Here is a 26591-nt window from a genome sequence, read left to right as displayed (position 1 = left end):
CTACCCACAGTCCGCGCTGCACTCGAACGCGAAACCGCCGAACCTGTCGTGCACAATGACCAGGTGAGCGCAGCCTGATGCTCACCGGACCGCCACCGAAGTTCCACGGAACTCGGGACAACCTCCGACTGGCAGTCCGAATGCCATTGGTGGTCATTGCAATAGGTCGTTGGACGCGGTAGATCAGCCAGCTTCTAGCGGCACCTCAGGCCCACCGCCAGGTTCGGCATCCTGTCGTGTGGTAGTCCGCGTTTGCGTGAGGGCCAAGACAAGGCCATACCGAGACGTGACCGAAGCCAAACGTCCATTGAGAAGATTCGCAAATGCCGTTAAGGGCTGCGCCGTCCGCCGCGTCGGCCGCCACCGCCAGCGAAGCCTCTCGGAGCGGAGCGGTAACCCATCGCGGCAGGGCTGCTCTCGATGAAGAAGGGGTCGTTACTGCTCTGCGCCCATGTGCTGCCGACCGGTGCAGCAGGCGGAATCTGGGGTGCTGCTGCGACGGCAGGGGTGCCGAAATGGGTCAACTGCTGAGTCCGGAACACTACGTTCTCCTTGGTGTCGACGTGCGTGACACCAACGTCCGACGACCGCCTTGACAGATTCTTGGAAGATTCTCGAAGCGACGTCCGACGCGCTGCCGGCGATAGCCCTGCGCGCGCCGATCAAAACCTGCAGGGCATGCTGCGGATGGCATGGATGAAGTTGCCCGCAACGTATGCCGGCTCGCCGGCGTGAATTTCCGGCAGCTGCCGCAACAGTTCTGCGAAGAATGCGCGCAGTTGCGCGCGGGCGACGTGGGCTCCGAGGCAGAAGTGCACTCCGCCGCCGCCGAAGCCGAGATGAGGATTGGGGCTGCGGCTGAGGTCGAACCAGTCCGGATCGTCGAACACCTCGGAATCCCAGTTGCCCGACGAGTAGAACATGACCACCTTCTCGCCGGCCCGGATGGTCTGCCCAGCGAGCTCGAAATCCCTTGCGGCCGTGCGCCGGAAAGTCATCACCGGGGTGGCCCAACGGACGAACTCCTCGACCGCGGTGCCGATGCGGTTGTCGAAATCCTCCAACAGCCACGCCCGCTGGGCGGGAAAGTCGGTGAGCGCCTTGAGCGCATGGCTGATGGTCTGTCGAGTGGTGTCGTTGCCGGCCACCGATAACAACACGAAAAACGCGGCCACGTCGGCGTCGGTGAGCCGGTCACCGTCGACCTCGGCGTTCACCAGCCCACTAAACAGGTCGTCACCGGGACGGTCGCGGCGCTCCGCGGCGAGTGCACCGGCCACCTGATGCAAATACAGCTGATTCTCGATCAGCACCTCCAGGGGATTACGCCCGTCCATCGATTCGGGGTCGGCCCAGGACACGGCGACCTCGGCGGCGTGCGCGACGCGCTCACGTTCGGATTCCGGGATGCCCGCCATGTCCGACAACGTGCGGATGGGCAGCTCCTTGGCGCAGAGTTCGACGAAATTGGCACCGCTGCCGGCGGCTTTGAGCTCTTCGACGATGGTCTTGGCATTCGCGTTGATCGAGTCCTCGATGCGGCGGACCTGCCTCGGGGTGAATGCGGCGCTAACCACCTTGCGCAGCTTGGTGTGCCGCGGCGGGTCCATCGCCAGGAAGGACTGCGACGCTTCGAGCAGCTCCACGGGGACGTTCTCGAACATCACCCCCCTGCCGGACAGGAACACCTCGTTGTTGCGGCTCACCGCGGCGATGTCGGAGCGGCGGGTGACCGCCCAGTAACCGCGGTCGTCGGGATCGTGCATCAGGGCGTCTTCGACAGGAGGGTGCCAGCTCACCGGGCGCTCGGCGCGCAGTTCGGCGAACGAGCGCTCCCGCTCCGCCGCCGTCGTGGACCAAAACGCCCGCGAGGACAAATCGATCGCGTCGTAAGCGCGACCAGTGCCAGACATCCCTGTCATCGCCGTCATGAAAATCCTCCAACAGACCGGAACAAAACCCGACTTTATTCCTAGACATATTGTCTAGTCAATATGTCGAAACGTGGGGTATGCTGCGCGTATGCCATCGGTGACCCGCAAGCCGCAGGTGACGCGCCAGCAGCGCCGAGAGCATATGGAACGCCGGCTGCTGGACGCCACCGAGCGGCTGATGAGCGAGGGCGCCAGTTTCACCGAACTCAGCGTGGATCGGCTGTCGACCGAGGCGGGCATTTCTCGCGCCAGCTTCTATATCTACTTCGAGGACAAAGCCCACCTGCTGCGCCGGCTTGCGCGCCAGGTGATGGGCGACCTCGCCGACGGCGCGCAGCGCTGGTGGGCAGTGGCCTGGCGCCACGACCCGGACGACGTCCGCGCCGCGATGGCCGGCATCATCGCCAACTACCGACGCCATCAGCCGATACTCGTCGCGCTGAACGAGATGGCGGCCTATGACCCGTCGGTCGCGGCGACGTATCGGGATCTGCTCACCGACATCTCGCAGCGACTAACTCGGGTCATCGAATACGGCCAGGCCGATGGCTCGATCCGCCGTGAGCTGCCGGCGGCCACCACGGCCAGCGCACTGACCTGGATGGTCGAGAGGGTTTGCCACCAGAGCCTTCCGACGAAACCACGTGACTACGACACGGAACTGGCCGCCACACTGGCCGAGATCGTCTGGGGTGCATTGTATTTGAAGGCCGCTTCGGAGTGCTGACCTGTGACGAACGCAATATAGATAGCGTCCTAACTATTAGGGTACGATACGAAATGTGACTGCGCTGACCGCACCGGAGGTCGACCCGCTTGCCCTCGAACGGCAGGTCTGTTTCGCGCTGAGCATCACCAACCGCGCCGTCTTGGCGGTCTATCGGCCGTTGTTGGAGCCGTTGGGGCTGACCCATCCGCAATATCTGGTGATGCTGACACTGTGGGATCACGAGAAGGCGTCAACGGGGCAGCACAAACCGCTGTCGGTCAAGGAGATCGCGGCCACGCTGCAGATGGATTCGGCCACGCTGTCGCCGATGCTGAAACGCCTGGAGGCGCTCGGCCTGATCACCCGTACCCGAAACGCCGTCGACGAGCGCTCCACCGACGTCGACCTCACCAAGGACGGCGCCGCCCTGCGCCGGCGCGCGCTCGCGATTCCGCCCTCCGTCGTCGCACGCCTGGGCGTTGACATGAACGAACTTCAGCACCTGCATGAGGTGTTGACCCGGATCAACTCGGCCGCCCTGGCGGCCGGAGCATTGCAGTAGGAGCAGCCATGACCAGCACCAAACCCAACCTTTGGCAGTACATCGCCTACTCGTACGGTCGGTGCCTACCTGACTCGATGCGCAGCTGGGTCGCTCACGATCTGGCGGGCAAAGGAGCCGTGCGCCGGCACATGTTCCGGTGGGCGATACCACCGCTGTTCGTTCTCGCACCGTTCTGGCTGCTGCCCGCTTCGCTGTACGTGCATACCGAGATGACGGTGCCGCTCTACGCCTGGGCGCTGCTGGTCTCGCTTGCGTTGAACAAGGTCTGGCGTCGACACCGGCTGGCACAGCATGGCCTCGACCCGAACCTGGTCGACGTCCTCAAACGGGAAAAACAAGCCCAGATGCACGAGGACTACATCCGCCGTTACGGGCCGCGCCCCGAATCGGCCGCCTGGCAGGCCAATAGCAACCCCTTCAGTTAACCCCCGACACCGCGACCAGGTCGTCGGCGTGCACGGCGGGCCGGCGCAGCTCGTCGGGCAGCTCGGAGGTCGACCGGCCCATCATGGTGGCGAGCTCGGCCGCGTCATAAGTGACCACACCTCGGGCCACCATCGTCGAGTCCGGCCCGAGCAATTCGACCACGTCGCCGCCGTAAAACCGGCCTGACACCGCGGTGATGCCCGCGGCCAGCAGCGAACGGCGTTGCCCGACCACGGCGCGCACCGCACCCTCGTCGAGAGTCAGCGACCCGGCGGCTTCGGCGGCGTAGCGCAGCCAGAACCGGCGCGCCGACATCCGGTCCGGCCGCGCGGCAAACACCGTGCCCACCGAGGCGTCGCTGAGCGCGTTCGCGGCGTCGGTCGCAGCGGCCAACAGCACCGGCACGCCGGCGTCGGCGGCCAACAGCGCCGACGGCACCTTCGACACCATCCCGCCGGTGCCCAGCTCGCTGCCCCGACCCGCGACTACGCCGTTCAGATCCGCCGGCCCGCCCACTTCCGGTATGAACCGCGCCCCCGGCACCTTGCGCGGATCCGAGTCGTAGAGCCCGTCGATATCGGAGAGCAGCACCAGGGCTTCGGCGCCGACCAGGTGGGCCACCAGCGCCGAAAGCCGGTCATTGTCACCGAACCGGATCTCGTTGGTGGCGACCGTGTCGTTCTCGTTGACGATCGCCACCGCGTGCAGCGCGCGCAGCCGGTCCAGCGTGCGCTGGGCGTTGGTGTGGGACGCCCGCATCGAGATGTCGTGCGCGGTCAGCAGCACCTGCCCGACCGTGCGACCGTACCGGGCGAACGCGGCGCTCCACGAATTCACCAGAGCGACCTGCCCGACGCTGGCGGCGGCCTGCTTGGTCGCCAGATCCTTTGGGCGACGGGATAATCCGAGCGGCTCGATGCCGGCGGCGATGGCGCCCGAAGAAACGATGACGACGTCGGTGCCGGCCTTCATCCGCGCCTCGATCGCGTCGGCGAGTCCGGCCAGCCGGCCGGCGTCGAACATCCCCTTTCGCGTGGTCAGTGCGTTGGTCCCGACCTTGACGACGAGGCTGCGCGCGGTGCGGACGGCTTCTCGGTGCTCGCTCACGAGGCCCCATCATGTTCGGGACCGTGTTCGCGGCGGCGCCGCCGGGCCGCCTTGCGCTCGGCGGCCCCGATGCGATCGCTGCGCTCCAGCCGCGCATCGGTGCCCCGGCCCGACAACGAGGCCTGCTGTCCCGCGGGCGTCTGCGGCTCCCAGTCGAAGGTCATGTCGCCGATGGTCACCGCGCACCCCGGTTGTGCACCCAGGCGCAGTAGTTGGTCTTCGACGCCCAGGCGCGCCAGGCGGTCGGCGAGATAGCCGACGGCTTCGTCGTTGTCGAAGTTTGTCTGGCCGACCCATCGTTCGGGCCGTACACCGGTGACGACGAAGCCACCCTGTCCGTCCGGCTCGACGGTGAATCCGCTCTCGTCGACGGGCACCGGGCGAATCACCGGCCGGCGCGGCACCGCCTCAGGGCGCGCGGCGTTGTAGGTCTCGACCATCTGCCACAGCCCGAAGATCAAGGGCTGCAGGCCTTCTCGCGTGACCGTCGACACACAGAACACCGGCCAGCCGCGCGAGGCGATGATGTCGTCACGGACGAACTCGGCGAGCTCGCGGGCCTCCGGCACGTCGATCTTGTTGAGCACCACCGCCCGAGGCCGCGCGGCGAGGTCACCGAGTGCCGCATCGCCTTGCAGGGTGGGGGTATAGGCCGCGAGTTCGGCTTCCAGCGCGTCGATGTCGGAGATCGGGTCACGGCCCGGCTCGGCGGTGGCGCAGTCGACGACATGTACCAGCACCGCGCACCGCTCGATGTGCCGCAGAAAATCCAGGCCCAGGCCGCGGCCCGCCGATGCACCCGGGATCAGGCCGGGCACGTCGGCCACCGTGAAGGTGTGCTCCCCCGCCGAGACGACGCCGAGGTTGGGAGCCAGCGTGGTGAATGGATAGTCGGCGATCTTGGGTTTGGCCGCCGAAATCACCGATACCAGCGAGGATTTTCCGGCGGACGGGAACCCGATCAGGCCGACATCGGCGACGGTCTTGAGTTCCAACGCCAGGTCGCGGGCCTGGCCCGGCTCGCCGAGCAGTGCAAAGCCGGGCGCCTTGCGTGCGCGCGACGCGAGCGCGGCGTTGCCCAGGCCGCCCCGGCCGCCCGCGGCGGCTTCAAACCGCGTGCCCGCTCCGACCAGGTCGGCCAGGAGCCGGCCGTTTTCGTCCAGTACGACGGTGCCATCGGGCACCTTGACCTCCAGGTCCGCGCCGGCGGCGCCGTCGCGGTTGTTGCCCATCCCCTGCTTGCCTGACGGCGCGGTGACGTGCGGGCGGAAATGAAAGTCGAGCAGGGTGTGCACCGCGGGGTCGACGACGAAGACGATGCTGCCGCCGCGCCCGCCGTTGCCGCCGTCGGGGCCGCCCAGCGGCTTGAATTTCTCGCGATGGACCGAAGCGCAACCGTTACCGCCGGAACCCGCCCGCGCGTGGATGACGACGCGATCGACAAACCGAGGCATGGTGCTTAGCGGAGCGCTACGTATACATTCGCTGCGCTCGGTCCGAGCTCAGTCGGTGGTCTGTCCGGCCGCGACGATGTTGACGGTCTTGCGTCCGCGCTTGACGCCGAACTGCACCGCCCCGGTCGCCTTGGCGAACAACGTGTCATCGCCGCCGCGCCCGACGTTGACGCCCGGATGGAACTTGGTGCCGCGCTGGCGGACCAGGATCTCGCCGGCCTTGACGAGCTGGCCCCCGAACCGCTTGACGCCCAGCCGCTGAGCGTTGGAATCGCGGCCGTTGCGCGAGCTGGAAGCGCCCTTTTTGTGTGCCATGTCTGTCGCCTCGCTACTTGATGCCGGTGACCTTGAGGACCGTCAGCTGCTGACGGTGCCCCTGCCGCTTGTGGTAGCCGGTCTTGTTCTTGAACTTGTGGATACGGATCTTGGGGCCCTTGGTGTGCTCGAGCACCTCGCCGGTCACCGCGACCTTGGCCAGCGCCTGGGCGTCGGTGGTGACCTTGGCGCCGTCGACGACCAAGGCTACCGGCAGCGATACCTTGGCTCCGGGCTCGGATTCGAGCTTCTCGACCTTGACCACGTCTCCGACGGCGACCTTGTACTGCTTGCCGCCGGTCTTGACGATTGCGTAGGTCGCCATCGTTGCTCCTGCCTCTTTCTGCCAGCCGTTATGGGTTCGCGCGCGTGCCACCGGCCGCGCGCGTGGTGGGTCTTGGGCGCGGGCCCTGTGTCCCGCTCGCCGGCCGAACTCTCGGCGCTCAGCCTGACGACAACTGTGCAAGGGTACGTGACCAGCGGCTACAGGGTCAAACCGCCACATCTGCCACGCGGTTACCGAAGGTCCGGACGTGGCCTTTTGTCCACCGTTTCGCCGCGGGAGCCAGAATGGCCAGAGTGACCCAAGTGACCCGAGTGACTAGGCCTGTTCAGTCCACGTGGATCGGCGGGCCTGCCGGCCTGCCCGCCGCGCGCCGCCGGCGCGGGCGTTCGAAGGACGAGCCGGTGTCGATCGCGACGCCGGCGCCCGCAGACACCTCTATGTCGGTCTCGGAGTCCGAATCGTCATCGTCGGAGTCCTCATCGGAGTCGGAATCCTCGAGGTCGAGGTCGTCGTCCAGGTCGAGGTCCTCGTCGTCATCGTCGTCGAGGTCCTCGTCATCATCACTGAGGTCGTCGTCGTCCTCGGAGTCCTCGTCGAGCTCGTCGGCATCTTCGGTGTCCTCTTCGCTGTCTTCGAAGTCGTCCTGGTCGGTGTCCTCCAGGTCGGCGGGAACCTGATCGACCGTCTGTTCTTCGGCTTCGGCGGTGGCTTCCTCGACCGCTTCGTCGGACTCGGCGGAGTCGTCCTCATCGCGATCGGCCACCGTGGACGAGCCCGCGGCCATTGCCTTGAACATCGGATGCTCGCCGGGAGCGTGAGCGGGCACTTTGGCCACAACGGGCTGCTCGGAGGGCTCGTCGGACTTCTTCTTCGACCGCCTGCCGCGCCGGCTGCCGGACTCGGACTTGCGCCCGGTCGCCGCGGTCGAATCGACCGGGTCGGTGTGCAGCAGGATCCCGCGGCCGCCGCAGTTGGGGCATGACGTCGAGAACGCCTCGATCAGCCCGGTCCCCAGCCGCTTGCGGGTCAGCTGCACCAGGCCCAGCGAGGTCACCTCGGACACCTGGTGGCGGGTGCGGTCGCGGGCCAGCGCCTCGGTCAGCCGACGCAACACCAGGTCGCGGTTGGATTCCAGCACCATGTCGATGAAGTCGACGACCACGATGCCGCCGATGTCACGCAGCCGCAGCTGGCGCACGATCTCCTCGGCCGCCTCGAGGTTGTTCTTGGTGACCGTCTGCTCGAGGTTGCCCCCGGACCCGGTGAACTTGCCGGTGTTGACGTCGATCACCGTCATGGCCTCGGTACGGTCGATCACCAGCGTGCCGCCCGACGGCAGCCACACCTTGCGGTCCATCGCCTTGGCGAGTTGCTCGTCGATGCGATGCACCGCGAAGACGTCCGGTCCGGTCTGCTCATCCGGGCCCTGGGCGGGTTCGTATTTTGTCAGCTTCGAAACCAGGTCGGGTGCAACGGAGTTCACATAGTCATTAATGGTGTTCCAGGCCTCATCGCCGGAGACGATAAGGCCGGCGAAGTCCTCGTTGAACAGGTCGCGGATGACCTTGACCAACACGTCGGGCTCTTCGTACAGCGACACCGCGGCGCCGGCAGCCTTCTCCTGAGTCTCGGTCGCCTTGGCCTCGATCTGCTGCCAGCGCTCCTGCAGGCGGGTGACGTCGGTGCGGATGTCATCCTCTTTGACACCCTCCGATGCGGTCCGGATGATCACGCCGGCGTCGGACGGCACCACGTCGCGCAGGATCTCCTTGAGCCGCTGCCGTTCGGTGTCGGGCAGCTTGCGGCTGATCCCGGTCGACGACGCGCCCGGCACATAGACCAGGTAGCGGCCGGCCAGTGACACCTGCGTGGTGAGCCGCGCGCCCTTGTGGCCGACCGGATCCTTGCTGACCTGGACCACGACGTAATCGCCGGGCTTGAGGGCCTGTTCGATCTTGCGGTCGGACCCGCCCAGCCCCGCGGCTTCCCAGTCGACCTCTCCGGCGTAGAGCACGCCGTTGCGGCCACGACCGATGTCGACGAAGGCCGCCTCCATCGACGGCAGCACGTTCTGCACGATGCCCAGGTAAATGTTGCCCACGAGGGAAGCAGAAGCGGCGGAGGTGACGAAGTGCTCGACGACGATGCCGTCCTCGAGCACCGCGATCTGGGTGTACCGCGCACCCGGGTGGGGTGGCTCGGCGCGGACCCTGTCGCGCACCACCATCACCCGCTCGACCGCTTCGCGGCGAGCCAAGAATTCGGCCTCGGTCAATATCGGTGGGCGGCGCCGTCCGGCGTCGCGTCCGTCCCGGCGGCGTTGGCGCTTGGCCTCCAGCCGGGTAGAGCCATCGATGCCTTTGATCTCGGCGCCGGCCGTCCCGTTGGAGCCACCATTGTCACCACCGGATTTGCCGGAGCGCGGCGCCCGCTCGTGCACCACGGTGTTGGGCGGATCGTCGGGCGCCGGACCGTCGTCGTTGTCGTCGCCCGAGCCGGACTTGCGCCGCCGCCGCCGACGGCGGCGCTTATTAGCGGCCTCCGCCGAGCCGTTCTCATCGTCGCCGTCGTCTTCGGAATCGCTGTCATCGGCATCGGCCGAGTCTGACCCTTCGGCCTCTTCGGATTCGGCGGAGTCCTTGGTCTTCCGTTCCGTTTCGTCTGTGTCGGCTCCGTCGCCCTGGCCGTCGGATCCGGCCTGTTCGCCACGTCCCCTGCCACGACCGCGACGGCCGCGACGCCGCCGGCGGTTGGCCGGCCGATCGGCCTGCTCTTCGTCGTCGTCCTCGGCATCCGACTCGTCGACGTCCTCCGCAGCATCGTCTTCGGTGTCCTCGTCCACCTGTCGCGGTTGCGGCGCAACGAATAGCGGCATGTATGTCGGCCGCTCGATCGTGGTCTCCAGCATCAACCGGGATTCCGGTTCCTCGGGCGCGCCCGGCGGGGCGGGCTCGGCCATGACGTCAGGGGCGTCAGGTTGGGCGGCCAGCAGATCGCGCACCCGGACCGCGTCGACACGGTCCACGGTGGAATGCGCGCTTCGGATTCGTCCGTCCAGTTCGCTGAGCGCGTCCAGCACCCGCTTGCTGGTGGTTCCCAGCGTTCGTGCCAGCGAGTGGACTCTCAGGCGGTCCGGCAGTTCCTCGTGCTGTGTCGGCTCTTTTGCTGGGTCTGAAGTTGGGGCACCGTCTACCACGTATTCTCCTCAAGCCCCCGGGCGCGTCCATTCGACGCGGCCACGCGAGGGCTTCACTATGTGCCCGGGTCACTTCTCCCGGGCTTGTGATGGTCTCACCCCGAGCAGCTCATTGAGAACCCACTCGGCGCCGTGCTGAATGAGGGCTTGACATGCCGCGCCAGATCGCGGGATGAACGATTGTCGCGCTTGTCAGAGTCTTCATTCGGGTGTCCTTAGCCGGTCCGAAGCCGGTCCGGCGACGTTCACCCTGGGTCAGTATCCCATACCACAGGCCGCGCCCACTCGCCCGTGATGCGGATGCCCCGCGGACGGGCGCTCGCGCCCCGCTCGCCCTCGCCCTAAACGCCGGGAAACCAGAGCGCGATCTCGCGCTGGGCCGACTCGGTCGAGTCGGACCCGTGCACCAAATTGAACTGCGTTTCCAACCCGAAATCCCCCCGGATCGTGCCGGGTGTGGCCTTCTCCACGGGGTCCGTGCCTCCGGCCAGTTGGCGAACCGCCGTGACGGCTCGTGGCCCCTCCACGATCGCCGCCACCACCGGTCCCGAAGTGATGAACTCCAGCAACGATCCAAAGAATGGTTTGCCTTCATGCTCGGCGTAATGTCGGCTGGCCAGCTCCTGGCTCACCTGCCTGAGCTCCAGCGCCGTGATCTTGAGGCCCTTTCGCTCAATACGGCTGATGATCTCGCCGATCAGCTGTCGCTCGACGCCGTCCGGCTTGATCAATACCAGGGTCCGTTCGGTCACGGCGCACAGCGTACAGAATCAGCTCAGTCCGGCGGCGAAAGCCCGTGTTCCTACCGCTCTTGCTGCCTGTGCCGGACTTCAGACCGGAGATAGGCGATCAGGGCCCACACTCCGGTGAACAGCAAACCGATGAATCCCACGCCCGGGTACAGCGCAAAGCCGGCGAGCACCGCCACTTGTGCTGCCAAGTTCACCCAGATCGCCCAGGGCCGGCGCTGTAGCCCGGTAAGCAGGATCAGCAGCACGGCCAGCCCGATCAGATAGCCCAGCGACACCGCCGTCAGCCCGCCGCCAACCGCGCCGACCACCGGTATTGCCAGCAGCACCACGATCGCCTCCAGCATCAACGTCGCGGCCATCACCCCGCTGAAGCTCTTCCAAGGATCCGAAGGGGCAGTCGGAGGCTGGTCCTGGGTCATTGCGGATCACGTCCGAACAGGGTGCGGGCGGCCCCGGCCGTGGCGACCGAACCGGTGATGACGATCCCGGCGCCGGAAAGCATCGGACCCTCCCCAAAGGCCTCCCCATCCGGCCCCACTGGCCCCTTGAAGGCGGCGTCGTCGACCAGTGCGGTGGCGGCGTCGACGGCGTCGCGCAGGTTCTCGGCGGTAATCACCCGGTCGGGTCCGAACCGCTCCCCTGCGGCCAACGCCAGCGACTCGACATCCAGCGCCCGCGGCGACCCGTTGTGGGTCACGACAACGGAATCGAACACCGGCTCGAGCGCCGCGAGGATGCCGTCGATGTCCTTGTCGGCCATCACGCTGATCACCCCGACCAGGGTGTGGAAGTCGAACTCGCCGGCCAGCGTCTGCGCCAGCGCGGCCGCCCCGGCCGGATTGTGCGCGGCGTCGATGAACACGGTCGGTGCGCTGCGCATGCGCTCCAGCCGACCGGGGCTGATGACGGCGGCGAAACCGGCCCGGACAGCGTCCACGTCGAGCTGACGTTGTGCGCCGGCGCCGAAGAAGGCCTCGACGGCGGCCAGTGCCAGCACCGCGTTGTGCGCCTGGTGTTCGCCATGCAGGGGCAGGTAGATATCGGAGTACACCCCGCCCAGGCCTTGCAGTTGCAGCAACTGGCCACCGATCGCGACTTGGCGGCCCAGCACCGTGAACTCGGAATCCTCGCGGGCGACCGCGGCGTCGGCGCGCACCGACTGCGCCAACAGCACCTCCATCGCCGCCGGCACCTGACCTGCGATGACCGCGACGGTGTCCGGGGAACCGTCGGCCGCCTTGTGGATGATTCCCGCCTTCTCCCCGGCGATCCCGCCGATGTCGGCGCCGAGGTATTCCACGTGGTCGACGCTGATCGGTGTGATGACGGCCACCGCTGCGTTGATCACGTTGGTCGCGTCCCAACGCCCGCCCAGGCCAACCTCGACCACCGCCACGTCGACGGGAGCATCCGCGAACGCGGCGAACGCCATCCCGGTGAGGACCTCGAATTTGCTCATCGCCGGGCCCCCGTCGGACTGCGACTGCGCATCGACCATCTGCACGAACGGCTCGATCTCCCGGTACGTCGCCACGTACTGCGCCGGGCTGATCGGTTTTCCGTCGATCGCGATGCGTTCGACGGCCGACTGCAGGTGCGGGCTGGTGGTCCGGCCGGTGCGCTGCTGCAGCGCGGTCACCAGCGCGTCGACCATCCGCGCCACCGAGCTCTTACCGTTGGTACCCGCGATGTGGATCGACGGGTAGGCGAGTTGCGGTGAGCCGAGCAGGTCCATCAACGCGCTGATCCGGGTCAGGCTCGGCTCGATTTTCGTTTCCGGCCAGCGTTGGTCCAGCAGATGCTCAACCTGTAGCAGGGACGCGATCTCGTCCGGGGTGGGAACTTCCTCGGCCGGCCCGGCCGGCTCATAAGGCTCGAAAGTCACTGCAGCGCAGCCAGTCTGGCGGTGATCCGGTCGGTTTCCTCCTGGGCCACCCGCTGGCGGTCGCGGATCTTGCCGACGACGGCTTCCGGGGCCTTGGCCAGAAAGTCCGCGTTGTCCAATTTCGCGGCGGTCGACGCCAATTCCTTTTGCGCTGCGGCCAAATCCTTTTCCAGGCGGCGACGCTCGGCGGCCACATCGATGGTGCCCGAGGTGTCGAGTTCGACGACGACCGTACCGGCGCTCAGGCGCACCTCCACCGACGCCGACGGACGGAAGTCCTCGCCGCCTGCGGTGAGCCAGGCCAGCGACGTCACCGCGGCCACCTGGGTGTTCAGATCGGCTTCGGCAATGCCGGCCAGCCGGGCCGGCACCTTCTGCCTATCGGCCAGACCTTGATCGCTGCGAAAGCGGCGGACCTCGGTCACCAGCTTTTGCATGTCCGTGATTCGTTGCGCGGCAACCGGATCCAGACTGATCCCGGCGGGTTTTGGCCAGTCGGCGATCACCAGCGACTCTGCCCCGGTCAGCGCCTGCCACAGCGCCTCGGTGATGAACGGGATCACGGGGTGCAGCAGCCGCAGCAGCGTGTCCAGTGCCGTGGCCAGCACCGCGGTGGTGTGCGTCAGCCCGTCGGCGAGCTGCGTCTTGGCGAGCTCGACGTACCAGTCGCAGAACTCGTCCCACGCGAAGTGGTAAAGCGCCTCGCAGGCGCGGCTGAACTCGTATACGTCGAAGGCCGAATCCACTTCGGCGCGAACCTCTTCCAGCCGTCCCAGGATCCAGCGATCGGCGTCGGTCAGGTCAGCGAGTTCGGGCAGCGGCGCCGGGCTCGCACCGTTGAGCAGCGCGAACCGGGTGGCATTGAACAGCTTGGTAAGGAAATTGCGCGACGCCCGCACGGCATCCTCGCCGACGGCCAGGTCACCGCCGGGGCTGGCGCCGCGGGCCAGCGTGAACCGCAGCGCGTCGGCTCCGAACATCTCCACCCAGTCCAGCGGGTCGATGACGTTTCCCTTGGATTTGCTCATCTTTCGGCCGGACTCGTCACGGATCAGCCCGTGCAGGAACACGTCGGTGAACGGCACCTGCGGGCCGCGGCGGCCGCCGAGCGTGATCGCGTCGTCGCCGCCGACGAAGGTGCCGAACATCATCATCCGCGCTACCCAGAAGAACAGGATGTCGTAGCCGGTCACCAAAACGTTTGTCGGATAGAACTTTTCCAATTCCGGAGTTTTTTCCGGCCAGCCCAGCGTGGAGAACGGCCACAGCGCCGACGAGAACCAGGTGTCCAGCACATCGGGGTCTTGTTCCCAGCCGTCCGGAGGCGTCTCGTCTGGGCCGACGCACACCTGCTCGCCGTTGGGCCCGTACCAGATCGGGATGCGATGACCCCACCACAGCTGTCGGGAGATGCACCAGTCGTGCATGTCGTCGACCCAGGAGAACCAGCGCGGTTCCAGGCTGGCGGGGTGAATCACGGTGTCCCCGTTGCGCACCGCGTCGCCGGCGGCCTTGGCCAGCGATTCCACCCGAACCCACCATTGCAGCGACAGCCGTGGCTCGATCGGCTCGCCGCTGCGCTCGGAATGTCCGACGCTGTGCTGATACGGCCGCTTCTCTTCGACAACCCGACCCTGCGCGGCCAGAGCCTCGCGCACCGCGACCCGAGCCTCGAAGCGGTCCATGCCGTCGAATTGCGTTCCGGTATCGACGATGCGGCCCTTGGTGTCCAGGATCGAGAGCATCGGCAACTGGTGCCGCAGCCCGATTTCGAAGTCGTTCGGGTCGTGGGCGGGCGTGACTTTGACTGCACCGGTACCGAATTCGGGGTCAACATGCTCGTCGGCAACGATGATGAGCTGCCGGTCGATGAAGGGGTGCGGCAGAGAGGTGCCGACCAGGTGGCGATAGCGTTCGTCGTCGGGGTGCACCGCGACCGCGGTGTCGCCCAGCATCGTCTCGACCCGGGTGGTGGCGACCACGATGTGGGGTTGCGAATCGTCGAGCGAGCCGTACCGGAACGACACCAGTTCGCCGTCGACCTCGAGGTAGTTGACCTCGAGGTCCGAGATCGCCGTCTGAAGTATCGGTGACCAGTTGACCAGCCGCTCGGCCTGATAGATCAGTCCAGCGTCGTAGAGCCTCTTGAAGATCGTTCGCACCGCGCGCGACAGGCCCTCGTCCATGGTGAACCGGTCGCGGCTCCAGTCCACTCCGTCGCCGAGCCGGCGCATCTGACCACCGATGGCACCGCCAGATTCCCGCTTCCAGTCCCACACCTTGTCGACGAACAGCTCACGGCCGAAGTCCTCTTTGGTCTTGCCGTCGATCGCGAGTTGCTTTTCCACCACGCTCTGAGTCGCGATACCCGCATGGTCCATGCCCGGCTGCCACAGCACCTCATAACCCTGCATCCGCTTGCGGCGGGTCAGGGCGTCCATCATCGTGTGCTCCAGCGCGTGGCCCATGTGCAGGCTGCCGGTGACGTTCGGTGGCGGCAGCACGATCGAATACGCGGGTTTGGCACTGGCCGGGTCCGCGGCGAAGTAGCCCGCTTCCAGCCACTTCTGGTAGATCGCACTCTCCATCGCGGCCGGATCCCACGATTTGGGCAGCAGGTCGGCGGCAGAGCTGCGGCTGGCGGTCACCGCTCAATTCTAGGAACCGCCACTTACGGGCGCGTAGGCGCCCGAAGCTCGAGATCTGTAGAAGATCAGGGAATCGTGAGCACCTGGCCCGGAAAGATCAAGTCAGGATTGGCGACACCGCTGGCGTCGGCGATCACCTGGTACTTGTTGCCGTCGCCATAGAAGCGCTCCGAGATGGCCCACAGAGTGTCACCGGAGACGACGGTGTAAGTCCGCGCGGGCTCCGGCGCTGGCTCTGGGGTGGCTTCCTCGACAGCAGCCTCTTCGGTGGCTTCGACGGCGGGCCCGTCGGCGGTGGCTGATTCCGGCGCTGATTCAGGAGCGGCCTCGGGCTCGGGCGGCGGCGGGGCATCGGTCCCGGTGTGCGTCGACCAGGCCGGTCCGTCGGCGGCGTAAAGCACCAGGTTGCGATCGTCTTGAAGCACGAGCTTGACGTTCTTCTTGCCTTTGGTGTCGGTGTGCCAGATCGGCTTGTCCGTTGTGTAGAGGACGAAGTTGCCGTCGGGCTGCACTTCAGCGCGGACCACATCCTGGCCGCTGGTCGACGTGGCCCATAGGGCCTGACCGCGGGAGGCCAGCACGAGGTTGCCGTCGTCTTGCAGGGTCAGGGTATACGCCCCGTTGTTCGAGGCGATCGATTCGCCCCGGACGAGTTTTTGTCCTTCGGTAAGCGTGTCTGACATAGCTTATTCCTCTCGATTCCTCTAGATCCTTATCGTTACCCATTGGGGCCGGCATGCCCCAGATGCCTTTTCCCATTCTCGACGCAAATAGAAGCCGCCCGGAAACTGCGCATGAACACTCCAAATGGGGTGCGGCGCAGGCTATTTCTTGCCGCCTAGCAGGCCGCCGAGGATTTCGCCGAGCGCACCGCCCTTGCCGCTGAGCACGCTGTTGAGGACGCCGCCGAGGGACTTGTCGCCGGAACCCCCACCGAGGATGCTGCCCAGGATCTCGCCCAGGCCGCCGCCGGAGGCTTCCTCCTTTTTCTGCGCGGTTGTGGTCTGCGCGCCATCGGGGCTGAGCTGCTTGCCGATGTACGCCAACACCATTGGCAGCAGGATCGGCAGCAACCGCTTGAGCAGGTCGCTATTGCCGGCGCCGCCCTTGGCCAGCGCCGCCGCGACCTGGTCGGTGTCATTGCCGCCGAACAGCGCCGCGACCGCCTGCTGCCCGTCGCTCTCGCCGGCCTGGTCGACACCCCCACCGACGTCGAGCAGCCCACGGGCGGCGTGACTGCTGGCCGCAGATTCGATCCTGCTGGCGTGCTCGGGATCTTGCGAGTTGTGCTGCAGTCCGCCGAGCAGGACCGGCACCAAGGTGTGGACCGCGCTATCGACTTCGCCTTCGTCGACTCCGAGCTTGGTTGCGATTTCAGAAGTGGGAATTTGGGAGTAGAGATCGTCAAGACCGGCCATCGGTGTCCACCTTCGTCGCTGGGATGTTCAGGCGAGTCGACTACGACACTAGACTCATGCGCTCTCCTCCGAAAGGCGTTGTCGCATGAGGGTCAAACCAATTGCTCGGTCTGCAGCGATACGCCCGCGGCCGGGAACCGCGCCAGCAGTGCGTCACCCATTGCGGACGCGGGAGTCAGCACACCACGCAGGTCGGAGAGCTTGTCACGGTCGAACGCCAGCGCAAGACCACACTCGCCCAGGAGCACCGAGGTCGCCTTGTACCCCGGATCGCCGTCCTGCGCCATGCGCGCCACATACCGGGCGCCAGTGGTCGTGGTGGTGTAGGTCTCGGTGCGGTAGTAGCCGCGCTCTCGGGCCGCCGCGCTCGGGCCCGTACCGGGTTTGGGAACGACACGCTCCACCAGTCCACGTGGCAGTAGCCGGAAATAGCGACTGCCGAGTCCGGACATCACGTTGCCGACCCCGTTGACGACCGCCGACGCCACCGGCGCCGCGACGGACGACCCCAGGCTCATGCTCTCGCTGTACCGGAACCGCCGCCCGTACGCCCAGTGCAACAGTGCGTTGCTGCGGCGCACGATCCGGGTGTTGGCCGGCGCCATCATGAACCCGGCCGTCCACACACCGCTCAGTTCCGGCGCGATCTGACGACCACGCCGCCACGGCAGATCGGGCTGAGCGCCGAGTTCGGGTTCGGCGCCGCGGTCGGGGCTCAGCGTGTACGGATCGGCGAACTGACGACGCATGTCGGGGTCACTGGAGACCGTGTGCAGCACTTCCAGCAACGACGCGATGGTGCCCCCGGATAGCCCACCCGACATGGAGCGCACCACGAAGTCGGTGTCGGCGAGCTCGCCGGCGCCTGCCTCGCCCGCCGCCCGGTAGAGCGCGTAGACACTCAGATCCGAAGGGACGGAGTCGAATCCGCAGGAGTGCACGATACGGGCGCCGGTGTCGACGGCCTGCTTGTGGTAGAGGTCGATGCTGCTGCGGATGAAGGGCGATTCGCCGGTCAGGTCGGCGTAATCGGTGCCCGCGCCCGCGCACGCGGCCACCAGCGGTAGCCCGTAGCGCGTGTAGGGCCCGACGGTGGTGACGACGACTTGCGTCCGCGCGGCCATCTCATTCAGCGTCGACGGCGATGCCGCGTCTGCGGCCACAAGCGGCCAGGACTGCGCCGATTCGCCGAGGGTGTCACGAACGGCGCGCAAACGTTCGGTGGAGCGACCGGCCAGGGCGATCCGTGCATCCCCGCTGGCCTGGGCGAGGTAATCCGCGGTCAGCTTCCCCACGAAACCGGTTGCCCCGTACAAGACGATGTCGAATTCGCGCGGTGTTGCGGTCACCGGCCCGACGCTACTCCCCGAGAGTCAGCGTCGAATCGGCCCACAGGAACGTGCCGGGCCAACGGCCCTGCACGTTCCGTATTGCGGTTGGTCAGCCACGCCGGCCGCAGACCGGCCAGGCGCCGATGCCCTGCGAATGCAAGACGTTCTCGGCCACCCGGATCTGCTCCTCACGGCTGGCGCTGTTCGCCGATCCGGAGCCACCGTTGGCCCGCCACGTGCTCGGGGTGAACTGCAAACCGCCTGAGAAGCCGTTACCGGTGCTGATCCCCCAGTTACCGCCGGACTCACACCGAGCGATGGCGTCCCAGTTCACGCTGTACGCCCGGTGAACGGGCGGGGCGTCCGGAGCGGGCGGCGGCGGGGGAACGTTCGGGTCGCCCGCCGGCGCAGGAGGCGGCGGCGGAGCGTCCGGCGGCGGGGGCGGAACGTTCGGGTCAAAGCCCACCGGGGCCGGGGCCGGCGGCGCGGCGTCCGGGCCGGGGTCTGCGGGGGCCACATTGGGGTCGAGGCCCGTCGCTTCCGCATAAGCGGTCGCGCTGCCGGGCACAGTCACGAGCGTCCCGGTGACCGCGGCCACGATGAGCGTCTTACGAACCTTCTTCAACTTTGTTCCTTTCGCGGGGCGCGCGCCTAAGCCAGCCCACGAGGTGTGGGTTGGGTGCTTTGTCCATGCGGGATTGCAGCTTTGGGACGTGCCATCTCGTTCTGGCACGGCAGCGGGGGTCAGATCTGCCCGGCGGCTGCTACCGCCGGCCGCGGCGGCTCCTCAAGCGTTAGCCGTCCGCAGCCCCGCTCACACGCGGGTCCGTGGATTCAATTTTTTGCCCGGGGTGTCGGGCTATGTACGGACGGTACGAGACCGCAATCAATTCGTCACCTTGGATAAACGGGCGTTCGCTTCTATAACGGTCCGATCACGGCCCGGTCGCAGAATGGTCATTGCAGGTCAACAGCGCATTCTTGGGTCACGCCAATGTTTCGGCTCCGCCGCATAATCGTGAGCCGAATCACGGTAATTTTGTGACGTGGACCACGGATTTTGCCGTGCGCGTAACACCGTGGACGCTGGGCCGGTCTTCGGACAGCCTCGTCGGCCCGACCTCACCCCGCTTCGAGCCAACGCGGGCCGAATCCGCTAGGTCGTCCAAATACTCAGCTTCACAACGTGTTTGATCCAAAGCAAGCACGAGCCACGCGGCAACCGCACGCTATCGGGGGTAGCGAACGTCAGCCAGAACGCGGCGGCCACTGTGGCCCCTGGCGACGATCCCACGCGACCAGAACGGGCTCGTAGGTTGGCCTAATCAGGTTTGCCAGAAACAAGTTTAAGCGCGAGTTATGCACCAAACCGCTGCTGCCCCAACATAATACGGTACGGCACTGGTCCGCGAAGTCGTAGCCATTTCGAGCCGAAATTAAAAAGTCTTAAATGCCAGAATTTGCAGTGGATACACGATACAAATATTGATTCGCTAAATATCGAAATAACTTGGCCGCGCTGAATTAACGCAGCGCCCGTCAAGATCCGGGCTACGCCAGGGTCTGCAGGTCCGCAGTGGTGTTGACGTTGGTCAGTGGGCGAGAATCCGACAGCACGATCTGCTGAGCGTCGGAGGCGTCGATCAGGGCGCTCATTCGGCGCTCCCCGGCGGCAACCAGCCTTTCGATCCGGTCGGCCAGGTCGGTGCGATACACCGCCGCCAGGAAGTGGCTGCGACCGTCCCACGGCGAGACCACTTCAGCATTGGTCTCGACGGCCAGGCGGACGAGCTCGTCGATCAAATCGGCTGTCACCAGCGGCATGTCGACGGCGCAAACGAACGCGAGCCGGGCACCGGCCTCGGCGGCGGCACGCAACCCCCGCCCGGTCGCCGGTAACGGCCCCTGAGAGCGCGACTCGTCGCGCATGATGCGAGCAGCCGGCAGCGCAGGCAGCGGCTGGCCCTGGGCCGCCATCACGAAAACCGGCTCGCAGCGCTGGCCGATGATCCCGGCCACGTGTTCGACCATGGTGGTGGTTCCCCCAGGCACCGGCAGGGTGGCTTTATCGCGGCCCATGCGCCGCGATTCACCTCCAGCCAGCACGACCCCGGCAAGTGACACTCTGTCCGGCATGGATTCCGCCACGTCAGTCGACGGTCCAGGTGTCACGCCCACGCAAAAGCGATTGCAGCGCAGCGGAGTCCGAGGCGGTCGACGACTGGGCGGCGCGCACCTGAGAGCGGGCCGCGTCGTCGTAGGTGGGTCGACTGATGTGCCGGAAGATTCCCAGCACGGTGTGGTCGAGGTTCTGGTCGGACAGCCGGGACAGCGCGAACGCGTAGGTCGCGTCGTCGGTGTGCGCGTCGTGCACGACGATCTCTTCAACGGCGACGTCGGCGGTCTTGGCCACTTCCAGGCTGAAGCCGGACTTCACCACGCAGTAGTCGCCGTTGGCGCCGAACACGATCGGCTCACCGTGACGGACTTTGATCACCCGCTCTTCGGCGCCCTCCTTGCGCAGCGCGTCGAAGGAGCCGTCGTTGAAAATCGGGCAGTCCTGCAAGATTTCGACCACGGCGGCGCCGCGATGCTCGGTGGCGGCGCGCAGCACCTCGGTCAGTCCGTTGCGATCGGAGTCCAGCGCGCGGCCGACGAAGGTTGCCTCGGCGCCCAGCGCCAACGACACCGGGTTAAACGGGTGGTCCAGCGATCCCATCGGCGTCGACTTGGTGATCTTGCCGACCTCCGACGTGGGCGAGTACTGCCCCTTGGTCAGCCCGTAGATCCGGTTGTTGAACAGCAGGATCGTGATGTTGACATTGCGGCGCAGCGCGTGGATCAGGTGGTTGCCGCCGATCGACAGGGAGTCACCGTCACCGGTGACCACCCATACCGACAGATCGTCGCGCGCAAGCGCCAGACCGGTGGCGATGGCCGGGGCGCGACCGTGGATCGAGTGGAAGCCGTAGGTCTCCAGGTAGTACGGAAACCGGCTGGAGCAGCCGATACCGCTGATGAACACCATGTTCTCGCGGCGCAGCCCGAGATCGGGCAGGAAGTTGCGGATGGTGTTGAGGATGACGTAGTCACCGCAGCCGGGGCACCAGCGGACCTCCTGGTCGCTGGTGAAGTCCTTGCCCTTGAGTTGCTCGTCCGTCGTGGGCACCCCGTCGTTCTTCCGCAACCTCGGGGTCAAACCGAGGTCTGTGCCCGCTAGATCGCCGCCGATCACGCTAGACATCAGCGCCGCTCCTCCTCATCGCTTCGCTCTGCATCGTCGCTGCGCGTGTCATGCGTTCGCCCCCACCGTCGCTGCCGCCATTCTGGCAACCATCGCCTTGTCTTGCTCGATTTCGGCCAGCGTGCCGCCCAGCGCGGCGCGGATGACGCGCCCCACCTCGTCGGCCAGGAACGAGACGCCCTGAACCTTGCTGACCGACTGCACGTCGACCAGGTACTTGCCGCGCAGCACCAGCGCCAGCTGACCCAAATTCATCTCGGGGCACACCACCTGTGGGTAACGCCGCAGCACGTCGCCCAGGTTCGCGGGGAAGGGGCTGAGGTGCCGCAGATGCGCGTGCGCAACCTTGATGCCCTTTCGCCGCGCGCGCCGGCACGCTTCGCCGATCGGGCCGTAGGTACTGCCCCACCCGATCAGCAGCAGCTCGGCGTCTCCGGTCGGATCGTCGACCTCCAGATCGGGAACGCGGATCCCGTCGATCTTGGCCTGGCGTATCCGAACCATCAGGTCGTGGTTGATGGGCTCGTAGGAGATGTCGCCGGAGCCGTTGGCCGCTTCCAGCCCGCCGATGCGGTGTTCTAGACCGGGGGTGCCCGGAACAGCGAATTGGCGAGCCAGCGTCTCGGGGTCACGCGCATAGGGCTCGAAGGGCTCGTCCGGTTTGGCGAAGGTGTGCTTGATGGGCGGCAGGTCACTGACGTCCGGGATTCGCCACGGCTCCGAGCCGTTGGCGATGGAGCCGTCGGACAACACGATCACGGGGGTGTGGTAGGAGACGGCGATGCGAACCGCCTCGAGGGCGGTCTGGAAGCAGTCGGAAGGGGACCGCGGCGCCAGCACTGCCACCGGTGACTCACCGTTGCGGCCATACAGCACCTGCAGCAGGTCGGCCTGCTCGGTCTTGGTGGGCAGGCCGGTCGACGGCCCGCCCCGCTGCACGTCGATGACGAGCAGCGGCAACTCGGTCATCACAGCGAGCCCGAGCGCTTCGGACTTCAGCGAAATGCCCGGGCCCGACGTGCTGGTGACGCCCAGCGCGCCACCGTAGGAGGCGCCGATGGCAGCGCAGATGCCGCCGATCTCGTCCTCGGCCTGGAAGGTGATCACGTTGAAGTTCTTGTGCTTGGACAGCTCGTGCAGGATGTCCGACGCAGGCGTGATCGGATAGCTGCCGAGCACGACCGGAATGTTCGCCAGCTGACCCGCCGCGACGATGCCGTAGGCCAGTGCGGTGTTGCCGGAGATCTGCCGATACTCGCCGGCCGGCAGCGAGGCCTTGGACACCTCGTAGGTGGTGCCGAAAGCCTCGGTGGTTTCGCCGTAGTTCCAGCCGGCCTTGAGGGCGAGGACGTTGGCCTCGGCGACGTCGGGCTTGCGGATGAACTTCTCCCTGATGAAGTTCTCACTGGCCTGGATCGGCCGTCCGTACATCCATGACAACAGGCCCAGCGCAAACATGTTCTTGGCGCGCTGGCCGTCTTTCTTTGACGCGCCGATGGTCTCGACGGCGCCCAGGGTGAGGGTGGTCATCGGGACCGAGTGCACGACGTACTCTTCGAGCTCGTCGGTCTCCAGCGGGTTGGTTACGTAGCCCACCTTCGTGAGGTTGCGCTTGGTGAACTCGTCGGAGTTGGCGATCACCATGCCGCCGCGTGGTAAGTCGCCGATGTTGGCCTTCAACGCGGCGGGGTTCATCGCGACAAGCACGTCTGGCCGGTCACCGGCGGTCAGGATGTCGTAATCGGCGATATGAATCTGGAAGGACGAGACGCCCGGCAGGGTGCCTGCGGGGGCGCGGATCTCGGCGGGGTAATTCGGCTGGGTCGCCAGGTCATTGCCGAAAAGCGCTGCGTCCGACGTGAACCGGTCGCCGGTCAGCTGCATCCCGTCGCCGGAGTCTCCGGCGAAACGGATGACGACATTTTCCAGGCGCTGCCGATCTGACCCGGCACTAGGCACACCGCTACGAGACTCTGACCCGGCTTCGCTGCCATTCGGATCCACGTCTTCGCCTTCCATCTGTCTCAGGACAGGCACTCCGCGCTGCAGATTCAGGTTAACGCGCCGTCGGAGTGGCTCCCCCGCCTTCAGGTTTCATGTCACTGGCGGTACCGATTATGGCACTTTTCAGTAGGGTGTATGGCCGTCTCCGGACCCCGCCCACACCACTGTTTAGCTGGTAAAACAACTCTCAGCCGAGGGGTGGGGTCGACCACCGGCGAAAACTGTGGTATTGGTCACTTTCGCCGAATCCTTCCGGATTCCACGCGTTGGGACCCAGACCTAGCTACGCGCTCTTGTCGCGGCGCTCGGTGCGGGACGGCTTGCGCGGCACGATCGTTGGCAGCACGTTGTCCTGCACGGTCTCCTTGGTGACCACCACTTTGGCGACGTCGTCGCGGCTCGGGATGTCATACATCACGGGCAGCAGGACCTCTTCCATGATGGCGCGTAGGCCCCGGGCACCGGTGCCGCGGTGGATCGCCTGGTCGGCGATCGCTTCCAGCGCGTCGTCGCTGAACTCCAGCTCCACGCTGTCCATCTCAAACAGCCGGGTGTACTGCTTGACCAAAGCGTTCTTCGGCTCGGACAGGATCTTGACCAACGACTCCATGTCCAGGTTGGTGACCGAGGCGATCACCGGAAGCCGCCCGATGAACTCGGGGATCAAGCCGAACTTGATCAAGTCCTCGGGCATCACTTCGGCGAAGTGGTCGGTGGTGTCGATCTCGGCCTTGGAGCGGACCTCAGCGCCGAAGCCCAGACCGCGCTTGCCGACCCGCTCGTAGATGATCTTCTCCAGGCCGGCGAAGGCACCCGCGACGATGAACAGCACGTTGGTGGTGTCGATCTGGATGAACTCCTGGTGCGGGTGCTTGCGGCCGCCTTGCGGGGGAACCGATGCCTGGGTGCCTTCCAGAATCTTCAGCAGAGCCTGCTGCACACCCTCGCCGGAGACGTCGCGGGTGATCGACGGGTTCTCGCTCTTGCGGGCGATCTTGTCGACCTCGTCGATGTAGATGATGCCGGTTTCGGCGCGCTTGACGTCGTAGTCGGCGGCCTGGATGAGTTTGAGCAGGATGTTCTCGACGTCCTCACCGACGTAACCGGCCTCGGTCAGCGCGGTGGCGTCGGCGATGGCGAAGGGCACGTTTAGCATCTTGGCCAGCGTTTGGGCCAGATAGGTCTTACCGCAGCCGGTGGGCCCGAGCATCAAGATGTTGGACTTGGTCAGCTCGACCGGCTCGTACCGGGAGTCGCGGCCCTTCTCGCCGGCCTGGATCCGCTTGTAGTGGTTGTAGACCGCGACGGCCAGCGTCCGCTTGGCGGTGTCCTGCCCGATGACATACCCCTCCAGGAATTCCCGGATCTCAGCGGGCTTGGGCAGTTCGTCAAGCTTGACGTCGTCGGCGTCGGCGAGCTCCTCTTCGATGATCTCGTTACACAGGTCGATGCACTCATCGCAGATGTACACACCGGGGCCCGCAATAAGCTTCTTGACCTGCTTCTGGCTCTTCCCGCAGAACGAGCACTTCAGCAGATCACCACCGTCTCCTATGCGCGCCATGATGCTTCAGGGCCTACTTCCTGTTCGCCGTTCGTCTTACCGTGCCGCGTGTAATCTCCGACGCTACCCGCTTTCTCGGGCCCGACGCGACCATTAGCGCCGAATCGCGTCAGTGGTATTTCGGGGTATTCACTGCCTTTCCGTGTGAATGAAGATATAGCGCGATCGCTCCCAGCACTGGCTGAGACGCGCAATCCGTGTCTTTGGCGTGTCGCGGCTGTAACGCGACCGAGGCCATGGGCCCGTCTCACGCGTGTAGCTCCCCGGACAATCACCTTACAGTGGCGCTGTGGGATTGGCCGTACCTCGCGAATCCGTGCTGATCAGCGATGGCGGCCTGGCCACCAAGCTCGAGGCGCGCGGTCATGATCTGTCCGACCCGCTGTGGTCGGCGCGACTGCTGGCGGATGCCCCGCAGGAGATCGTCGCGGTGCACGCCGCCTACTTCCGCGCCGGTGCCATAATCGCGACGACCGCAAGCTACCAGGCGTCGTTCGAGGGGCGTGCGCGGGATCGGTCCAGACGGTGTGGGTGCGATGCTGCACCGCAGCGTCGAACTCGCCAAGGCGGCGTGCGACGAGGTGGGCGTGCGCGACGCGTGGGTGGCCGCCTCGGTCGGTCCATACGGGGCCGCGCTGGCGGACGGGTCCGAATATCGCGGACGGTACGGCCTGTCCGTCGCGGAATTGGCCCGGTGGCTTGAGGCGTCGGGGCCGCTGGCTGGAGGTATTGGCCGCGGCCGGCGCGGACGTGCTCGCCCTGGAAACCGTGCCCGATGTCGACGAGGCCGAGGCCCTGGTCACCCTGGTGCGTTCGGTCGGCGTGCCGGCCTGGCTCAGCTACACCATCGACGGGACGCGGACCCGCGCCGGACAACCACTCACCGAGGCTTTCGCGGTGGCCGCCGGGGTCGACGAGATTGGCATTGCTTGTGTTATTGACAAGCCGGTGATCGTCTACCCAACAGCGGAGAACATTGGGAGCGACGGGCCTGGACCGGCCCGTCGCGTTTTTCGGCCGAGCTGGCCGCGCGGTGGGTTTCAGCGGGCGCACGCATCGTCGGCGGCTGCTGCCGAGTGGGACCCGCAGATATCGCAGCCATCGCGTCGACCGACTTGCGCCGAGCGTGAAACCACGGTCAAAAAAATCGCGAAAACTCGCCGCCAGTTCACGCTCGGCGAAAGGCTTAGGCCGTCTGCACCGAGAGCTTCCGGTACTCCAGAACGGTGTCGATGATCCCGTAGTCCTTGGCGTCTGCGGCGGTCAGAATCTTGTCCCGGTCGGTGTCCTTACGGATCACCGCGGCGTCCTTCCCAGTGTGGCGGGCCAGCGTGGTCTCCATCAGCGTGCGCATCCGCTCGATCTCGGCGGCCTGGATCTCCAGATCGGAGAACTGACCCTGGATCACGCCGGACAGCGAAGGTTGGTGAATCAGCACCCGCGCGTTGGGCAGCGCCATCCGCTTACCCGGCGTTCCGGCGGCCAGCAGCACCGCCGCGGCCGACGCGGCCTGGCCCAGACACACCGTCTGGATGTCGGCGCGCACGTACTGCATGGTGTCGTAGATCGCCATCAGCGAGGTGAACCCGCCGCCTGGGGAGTTGATGTACATGGTGATGTCACGGTCGGGGTCCAGCGACTCCAGCACCAGCAGCTGCGCCATGATGTCGTTCGCCGACGCGTCGTCGACCTGCACGCCGAGGAAGATGATGCGTTCCTCGAACAGCTTGTTATAGGGGTTGGACTCCTTGAC

General features: G+C 66.3%; 22 protein-coding genes and 1 pseudogene. 4 read left to right on the top strand and 19 right to left on the bottom strand.

Features of this window, described 5'->3' with window-relative positions; translation table 11 throughout:
* Positions 1-662: 662 nt before the first annotated feature.
* Positions 663-1931: a cytochrome P450 gene (locus tag ACLP9N_RS33060; RefSeq protein ID WP_442411341.1), complete on the bottom strand. Its 1269-nt coding sequence runs from the start codon at positions 1929-1931 to the stop codon at positions 663-665.
* Between the two features lie 91 nt (positions 1932-2022).
* Between ACLP9N_RS33060 and ACLP9N_RS33055 the strand changes: the two genes are divergently transcribed.
* Genes ACLP9N_RS33055 through ACLP9N_RS33045 form a run of 3 tightly spaced genes read left to right on the top strand, consistent with a single transcriptional unit; the run spans position 2023 to position 3633 of the window.
* Positions 2023-2661: a TetR/AcrR family transcriptional regulator gene (locus tag ACLP9N_RS33055; protein ID WP_442411340.1), complete on the top strand. Its 639-nt coding sequence runs from the start codon at positions 2023-2025 to the stop codon at positions 2659-2661.
* Positions 2662-2716: 55 nt separating this feature from the next.
* Positions 2717-3205: a MarR family winged helix-turn-helix transcriptional regulator gene (locus tag ACLP9N_RS33050; RefSeq protein WP_442411339.1), complete on the top strand. Its 489-nt coding sequence runs from the start codon at positions 2717-2719 to the stop codon at positions 3203-3205.
* Positions 3206-3213: 8 nt separating this feature from the next.
* Positions 3214-3633 (top strand): DUF5313 domain-containing protein, encoded by a 420-nt coding sequence (locus ACLP9N_RS33045; RefSeq protein ID WP_442411338.1) that lies wholly within the window; start codon positions 3214-3216, stop codon positions 3631-3633.
* On the opposite strand, the gene proB is transcribed toward ACLP9N_RS33045, so the two are convergent.
* The 17 genes from proB to clpX all read right to left on the bottom strand — a co-directional run bounded on the left by proB (position 3626) and on the right by clpX (position 24838).
* Positions 3626-4741, bottom strand: a complete 1116-nt coding sequence (gene proB, locus ACLP9N_RS33040) for a glutamate 5-kinase (protein WP_442411337.1) — start codon at positions 4739-4741, stop codon at positions 3626-3628. The two genes, ACLP9N_RS33045 and proB, sit on opposite strands and share 8 nt — an antisense overlap.
* Positions 4738-6195 (bottom strand): GTPase ObgE, encoded by a 1458-nt coding sequence (gene obgE / locus ACLP9N_RS33035; protein WP_442411336.1) that lies wholly within the window; start codon positions 6193-6195, stop codon positions 4738-4740. Before obgE ends, proB begins: the two co-directional genes overlap by 4 nt.
* 48 nt (positions 6196-6243) lie before the next feature.
* Positions 6244-6510, bottom strand: a complete 267-nt coding sequence (gene rpmA, locus ACLP9N_RS33030) for a 50S ribosomal protein L27 (RefSeq protein ID WP_442411335.1) — start codon at positions 6508-6510, stop codon at positions 6244-6246.
* A gap of 13 nt (positions 6511-6523) precedes the next feature.
* Positions 6524-6835 carry a 50S ribosomal protein L21 gene (gene rplU, locus ACLP9N_RS33025; protein WP_442411334.1) on the bottom strand — a complete coding sequence of 104 codons (312 nt, stop codon included), beginning with the start codon at positions 6833-6835 and terminating at the stop codon, positions 6524-6526.
* Between the two features lie 286 nt (positions 6836-7121).
* Positions 7122-9992: an Rne/Rng family ribonuclease gene (locus tag ACLP9N_RS33020; protein ID WP_442411333.1), complete on the bottom strand. Its 2871-nt coding sequence runs from the start codon at positions 9990-9992 to the stop codon at positions 7122-7124.
* Between the two features lie 341 nt (positions 9993-10333).
* Entirely contained in the window at positions 10334-10744 is a 411-nt protein-coding gene (ndk, locus tag ACLP9N_RS33015; protein WP_442411332.1) for a nucleoside-diphosphate kinase, read from the bottom strand.
* A gap of 50 nt (positions 10745-10794) precedes the next feature.
* On the bottom strand, positions 10795-11163 hold the full coding sequence (locus ACLP9N_RS33010; RefSeq protein WP_442411331.1) for a DUF4233 domain-containing protein: 369 nt from the start codon (positions 11161-11163) through the stop codon (positions 10795-10797).
* Positions 11160-12629 (bottom strand): bifunctional tetrahydrofolate synthase/dihydrofolate synthase, encoded by a 1470-nt coding sequence (gene folC, locus ACLP9N_RS33005; RefSeq protein ID WP_442411330.1) that lies wholly within the window; start codon positions 12627-12629, stop codon positions 11160-11162. The genes ACLP9N_RS33010 and folC overlap by 4 nt, the downstream gene beginning before the upstream one ends.
* On the bottom strand, positions 12626-15277 hold the full coding sequence (locus ACLP9N_RS33000; protein WP_442411329.1) for a valine--tRNA ligase: 2652 nt from the start codon (positions 15275-15277) through the stop codon (positions 12626-12628). The genes folC and ACLP9N_RS33000 overlap by 4 nt, the downstream gene beginning before the upstream one ends.
* Positions 15278-15342: 65 nt before the next feature.
* Complete coding sequence (locus tag ACLP9N_RS32995) at positions 15343-15960, bottom strand: LysM peptidoglycan-binding domain-containing protein (protein WP_442411328.1); 618 nt, start codon at positions 15958-15960, stop codon at positions 15343-15345.
* A gap of 141 nt (positions 15961-16101) precedes the next feature.
* Positions 16102-16695, bottom strand: a complete 594-nt coding sequence (locus ACLP9N_RS32990; protein WP_442411327.1) for a DUF937 domain-containing protein — start codon at positions 16693-16695, stop codon at positions 16102-16104.
* Positions 16696-16787: 92 nt separating this feature from the next.
* Positions 16788-18044, bottom strand: coding sequence for a saccharopine dehydrogenase family protein (locus tag ACLP9N_RS32985; protein WP_442411326.1), 1257 nt, complete (start codon positions 18042-18044; stop codon positions 16788-16790).
* 91 nt (positions 18045-18135) lie between these two features.
* Positions 18136-18651 carry a transglycosylase family protein gene (locus tag ACLP9N_RS32980; protein WP_442411325.1) on the bottom strand — a complete coding sequence of 172 codons (516 nt, stop codon included), beginning with the start codon at positions 18649-18651 and terminating at the stop codon, positions 18136-18138.
* 926 nt (positions 18652-19577) lie between these two features.
* Entirely contained in the window at positions 19578-20174 is a 597-nt protein-coding gene (gene mobA / locus ACLP9N_RS32975) for a molybdenum cofactor guanylyltransferase (RefSeq protein WP_442411324.1), read from the bottom strand.
* A gap of 1 nt (position 20175) precedes the next feature.
* Positions 20176-21270, bottom strand: coding sequence for a 2-oxoacid:ferredoxin oxidoreductase subunit beta (locus ACLP9N_RS32970; protein ID WP_442411323.1), 1095 nt, complete (start codon positions 21268-21270; stop codon positions 20176-20178).
* 48 nt (positions 21271-21318) lie between these two features.
* A complete protein-coding gene (locus ACLP9N_RS32965; RefSeq protein WP_442411342.1) occupies positions 21319-23274 on the bottom strand; it encodes a 2-oxoacid:acceptor oxidoreductase subunit alpha in 1956 nt (651 codons plus the stop codon).
* Between the two features lie 283 nt (positions 23275-23557).
* Positions 23558-24838, bottom strand: a complete 1281-nt coding sequence (gene clpX / locus ACLP9N_RS32960) for an ATP-dependent Clp protease ATP-binding subunit ClpX (RefSeq protein ID WP_442411322.1) — start codon at positions 24836-24838, stop codon at positions 23558-23560.
* 295 nt (positions 24839-25133) lie between these two features.
* Between clpX and mmuM the strand changes: the two are divergent.
* Positions 25134-25968, top strand: a pseudogene (gene mmuM, locus ACLP9N_RS32955) (homocysteine S-methyltransferase).
* Positions 25969-26024: 56 nt separating this feature from the next.
* Here the strand turns inward: mmuM and clpP2 are convergent.
* Positions 26025-26591 (bottom strand): ATP-dependent CLP protease proteolytic subunit ClpP2 (gene clpP2, locus ACLP9N_RS32950; RefSeq protein WP_442411321.1); only part of this gene is annotated, 567 nt, incomplete at its 5' end.

Origin of the sequence: Mycobacterium sp. (genome assembly GCF_052144515.1) — a bacterium.
Lineage (GTDB): Bacteria > Actinomycetota > Actinomycetes > Mycobacteriales > Mycobacteriaceae > Mycobacterium.
This window is presented reverse-complemented; position numbering and strand designations above follow the sequence as displayed.

Excerpts from the sequence above, each read along its gene's own strand:
- ACLP9N_RS33045 (WP_442411338.1), top strand. The coding sequence starts at position 3,214 with ATGACCAGCACCAAACCCAACCTTTGGCAGTACATCGCCTACTCGTAC.
- obgE (WP_442411336.1), bottom strand. The coding sequence starts at position 6,195 with ATGCCTCGGTTTGTCGATCGCGTCGTCATCCACGCGCGGGCGGGTTCC.
- ACLP9N_RS32970 (WP_442411323.1), bottom strand. The coding sequence starts at position 21,270 with ATGTCTAGCGTGATCGGCGGCGATCTAGCGGGCACAGACCTCGGTTTG.
- ACLP9N_RS33055 (WP_442411340.1), top strand. The coding sequence starts at position 2,023 with ATGCCATCGGTGACCCGCAAGCCGCAGGTGACGCGCCAGCAGCGCCGA.
- ACLP9N_RS33010 (WP_442411331.1), bottom strand. The coding sequence starts at position 11,163 with ATGACCCAGGACCAGCCTCCGACTGCCCCTTCGGATCCTTGGAAGAGC.
- ACLP9N_RS32995 (WP_442411328.1), bottom strand. The coding sequence starts at position 15,960 with ATGTCAGACACGCTTACCGAAGGACAAAAACTCGTCCGGGGCGAATCG.
- rplU (WP_442411334.1), bottom strand. The coding sequence starts at position 6,835 with ATGGCGACCTACGCAATCGTCAAGACCGGCGGCAAGCAGTACAAGGTC.
- clpX (WP_442411322.1), bottom strand. The coding sequence starts at position 24,838 with ATGGCGCGCATAGGAGACGGTGGTGATCTGCTGAAGTGCTCGTTCTGC.
- ACLP9N_RS32990 (WP_442411327.1), bottom strand. The coding sequence starts at position 16,695 with ATGGCCGGTCTTGACGATCTCTACTCCCAAATTCCCACTTCTGAAATC.
- rpmA (WP_442411335.1), bottom strand. The coding sequence starts at position 6,510 with ATGGCACACAAAAAGGGCGCTTCCAGCTCGCGCAACGGCCGCGATTCC.
- ACLP9N_RS33060 (WP_442411341.1), bottom strand. The coding sequence starts at position 1,931 with ATGACGGCGATGACAGGGATGTCTGGCACTGGTCGCGCTTACGACGCG.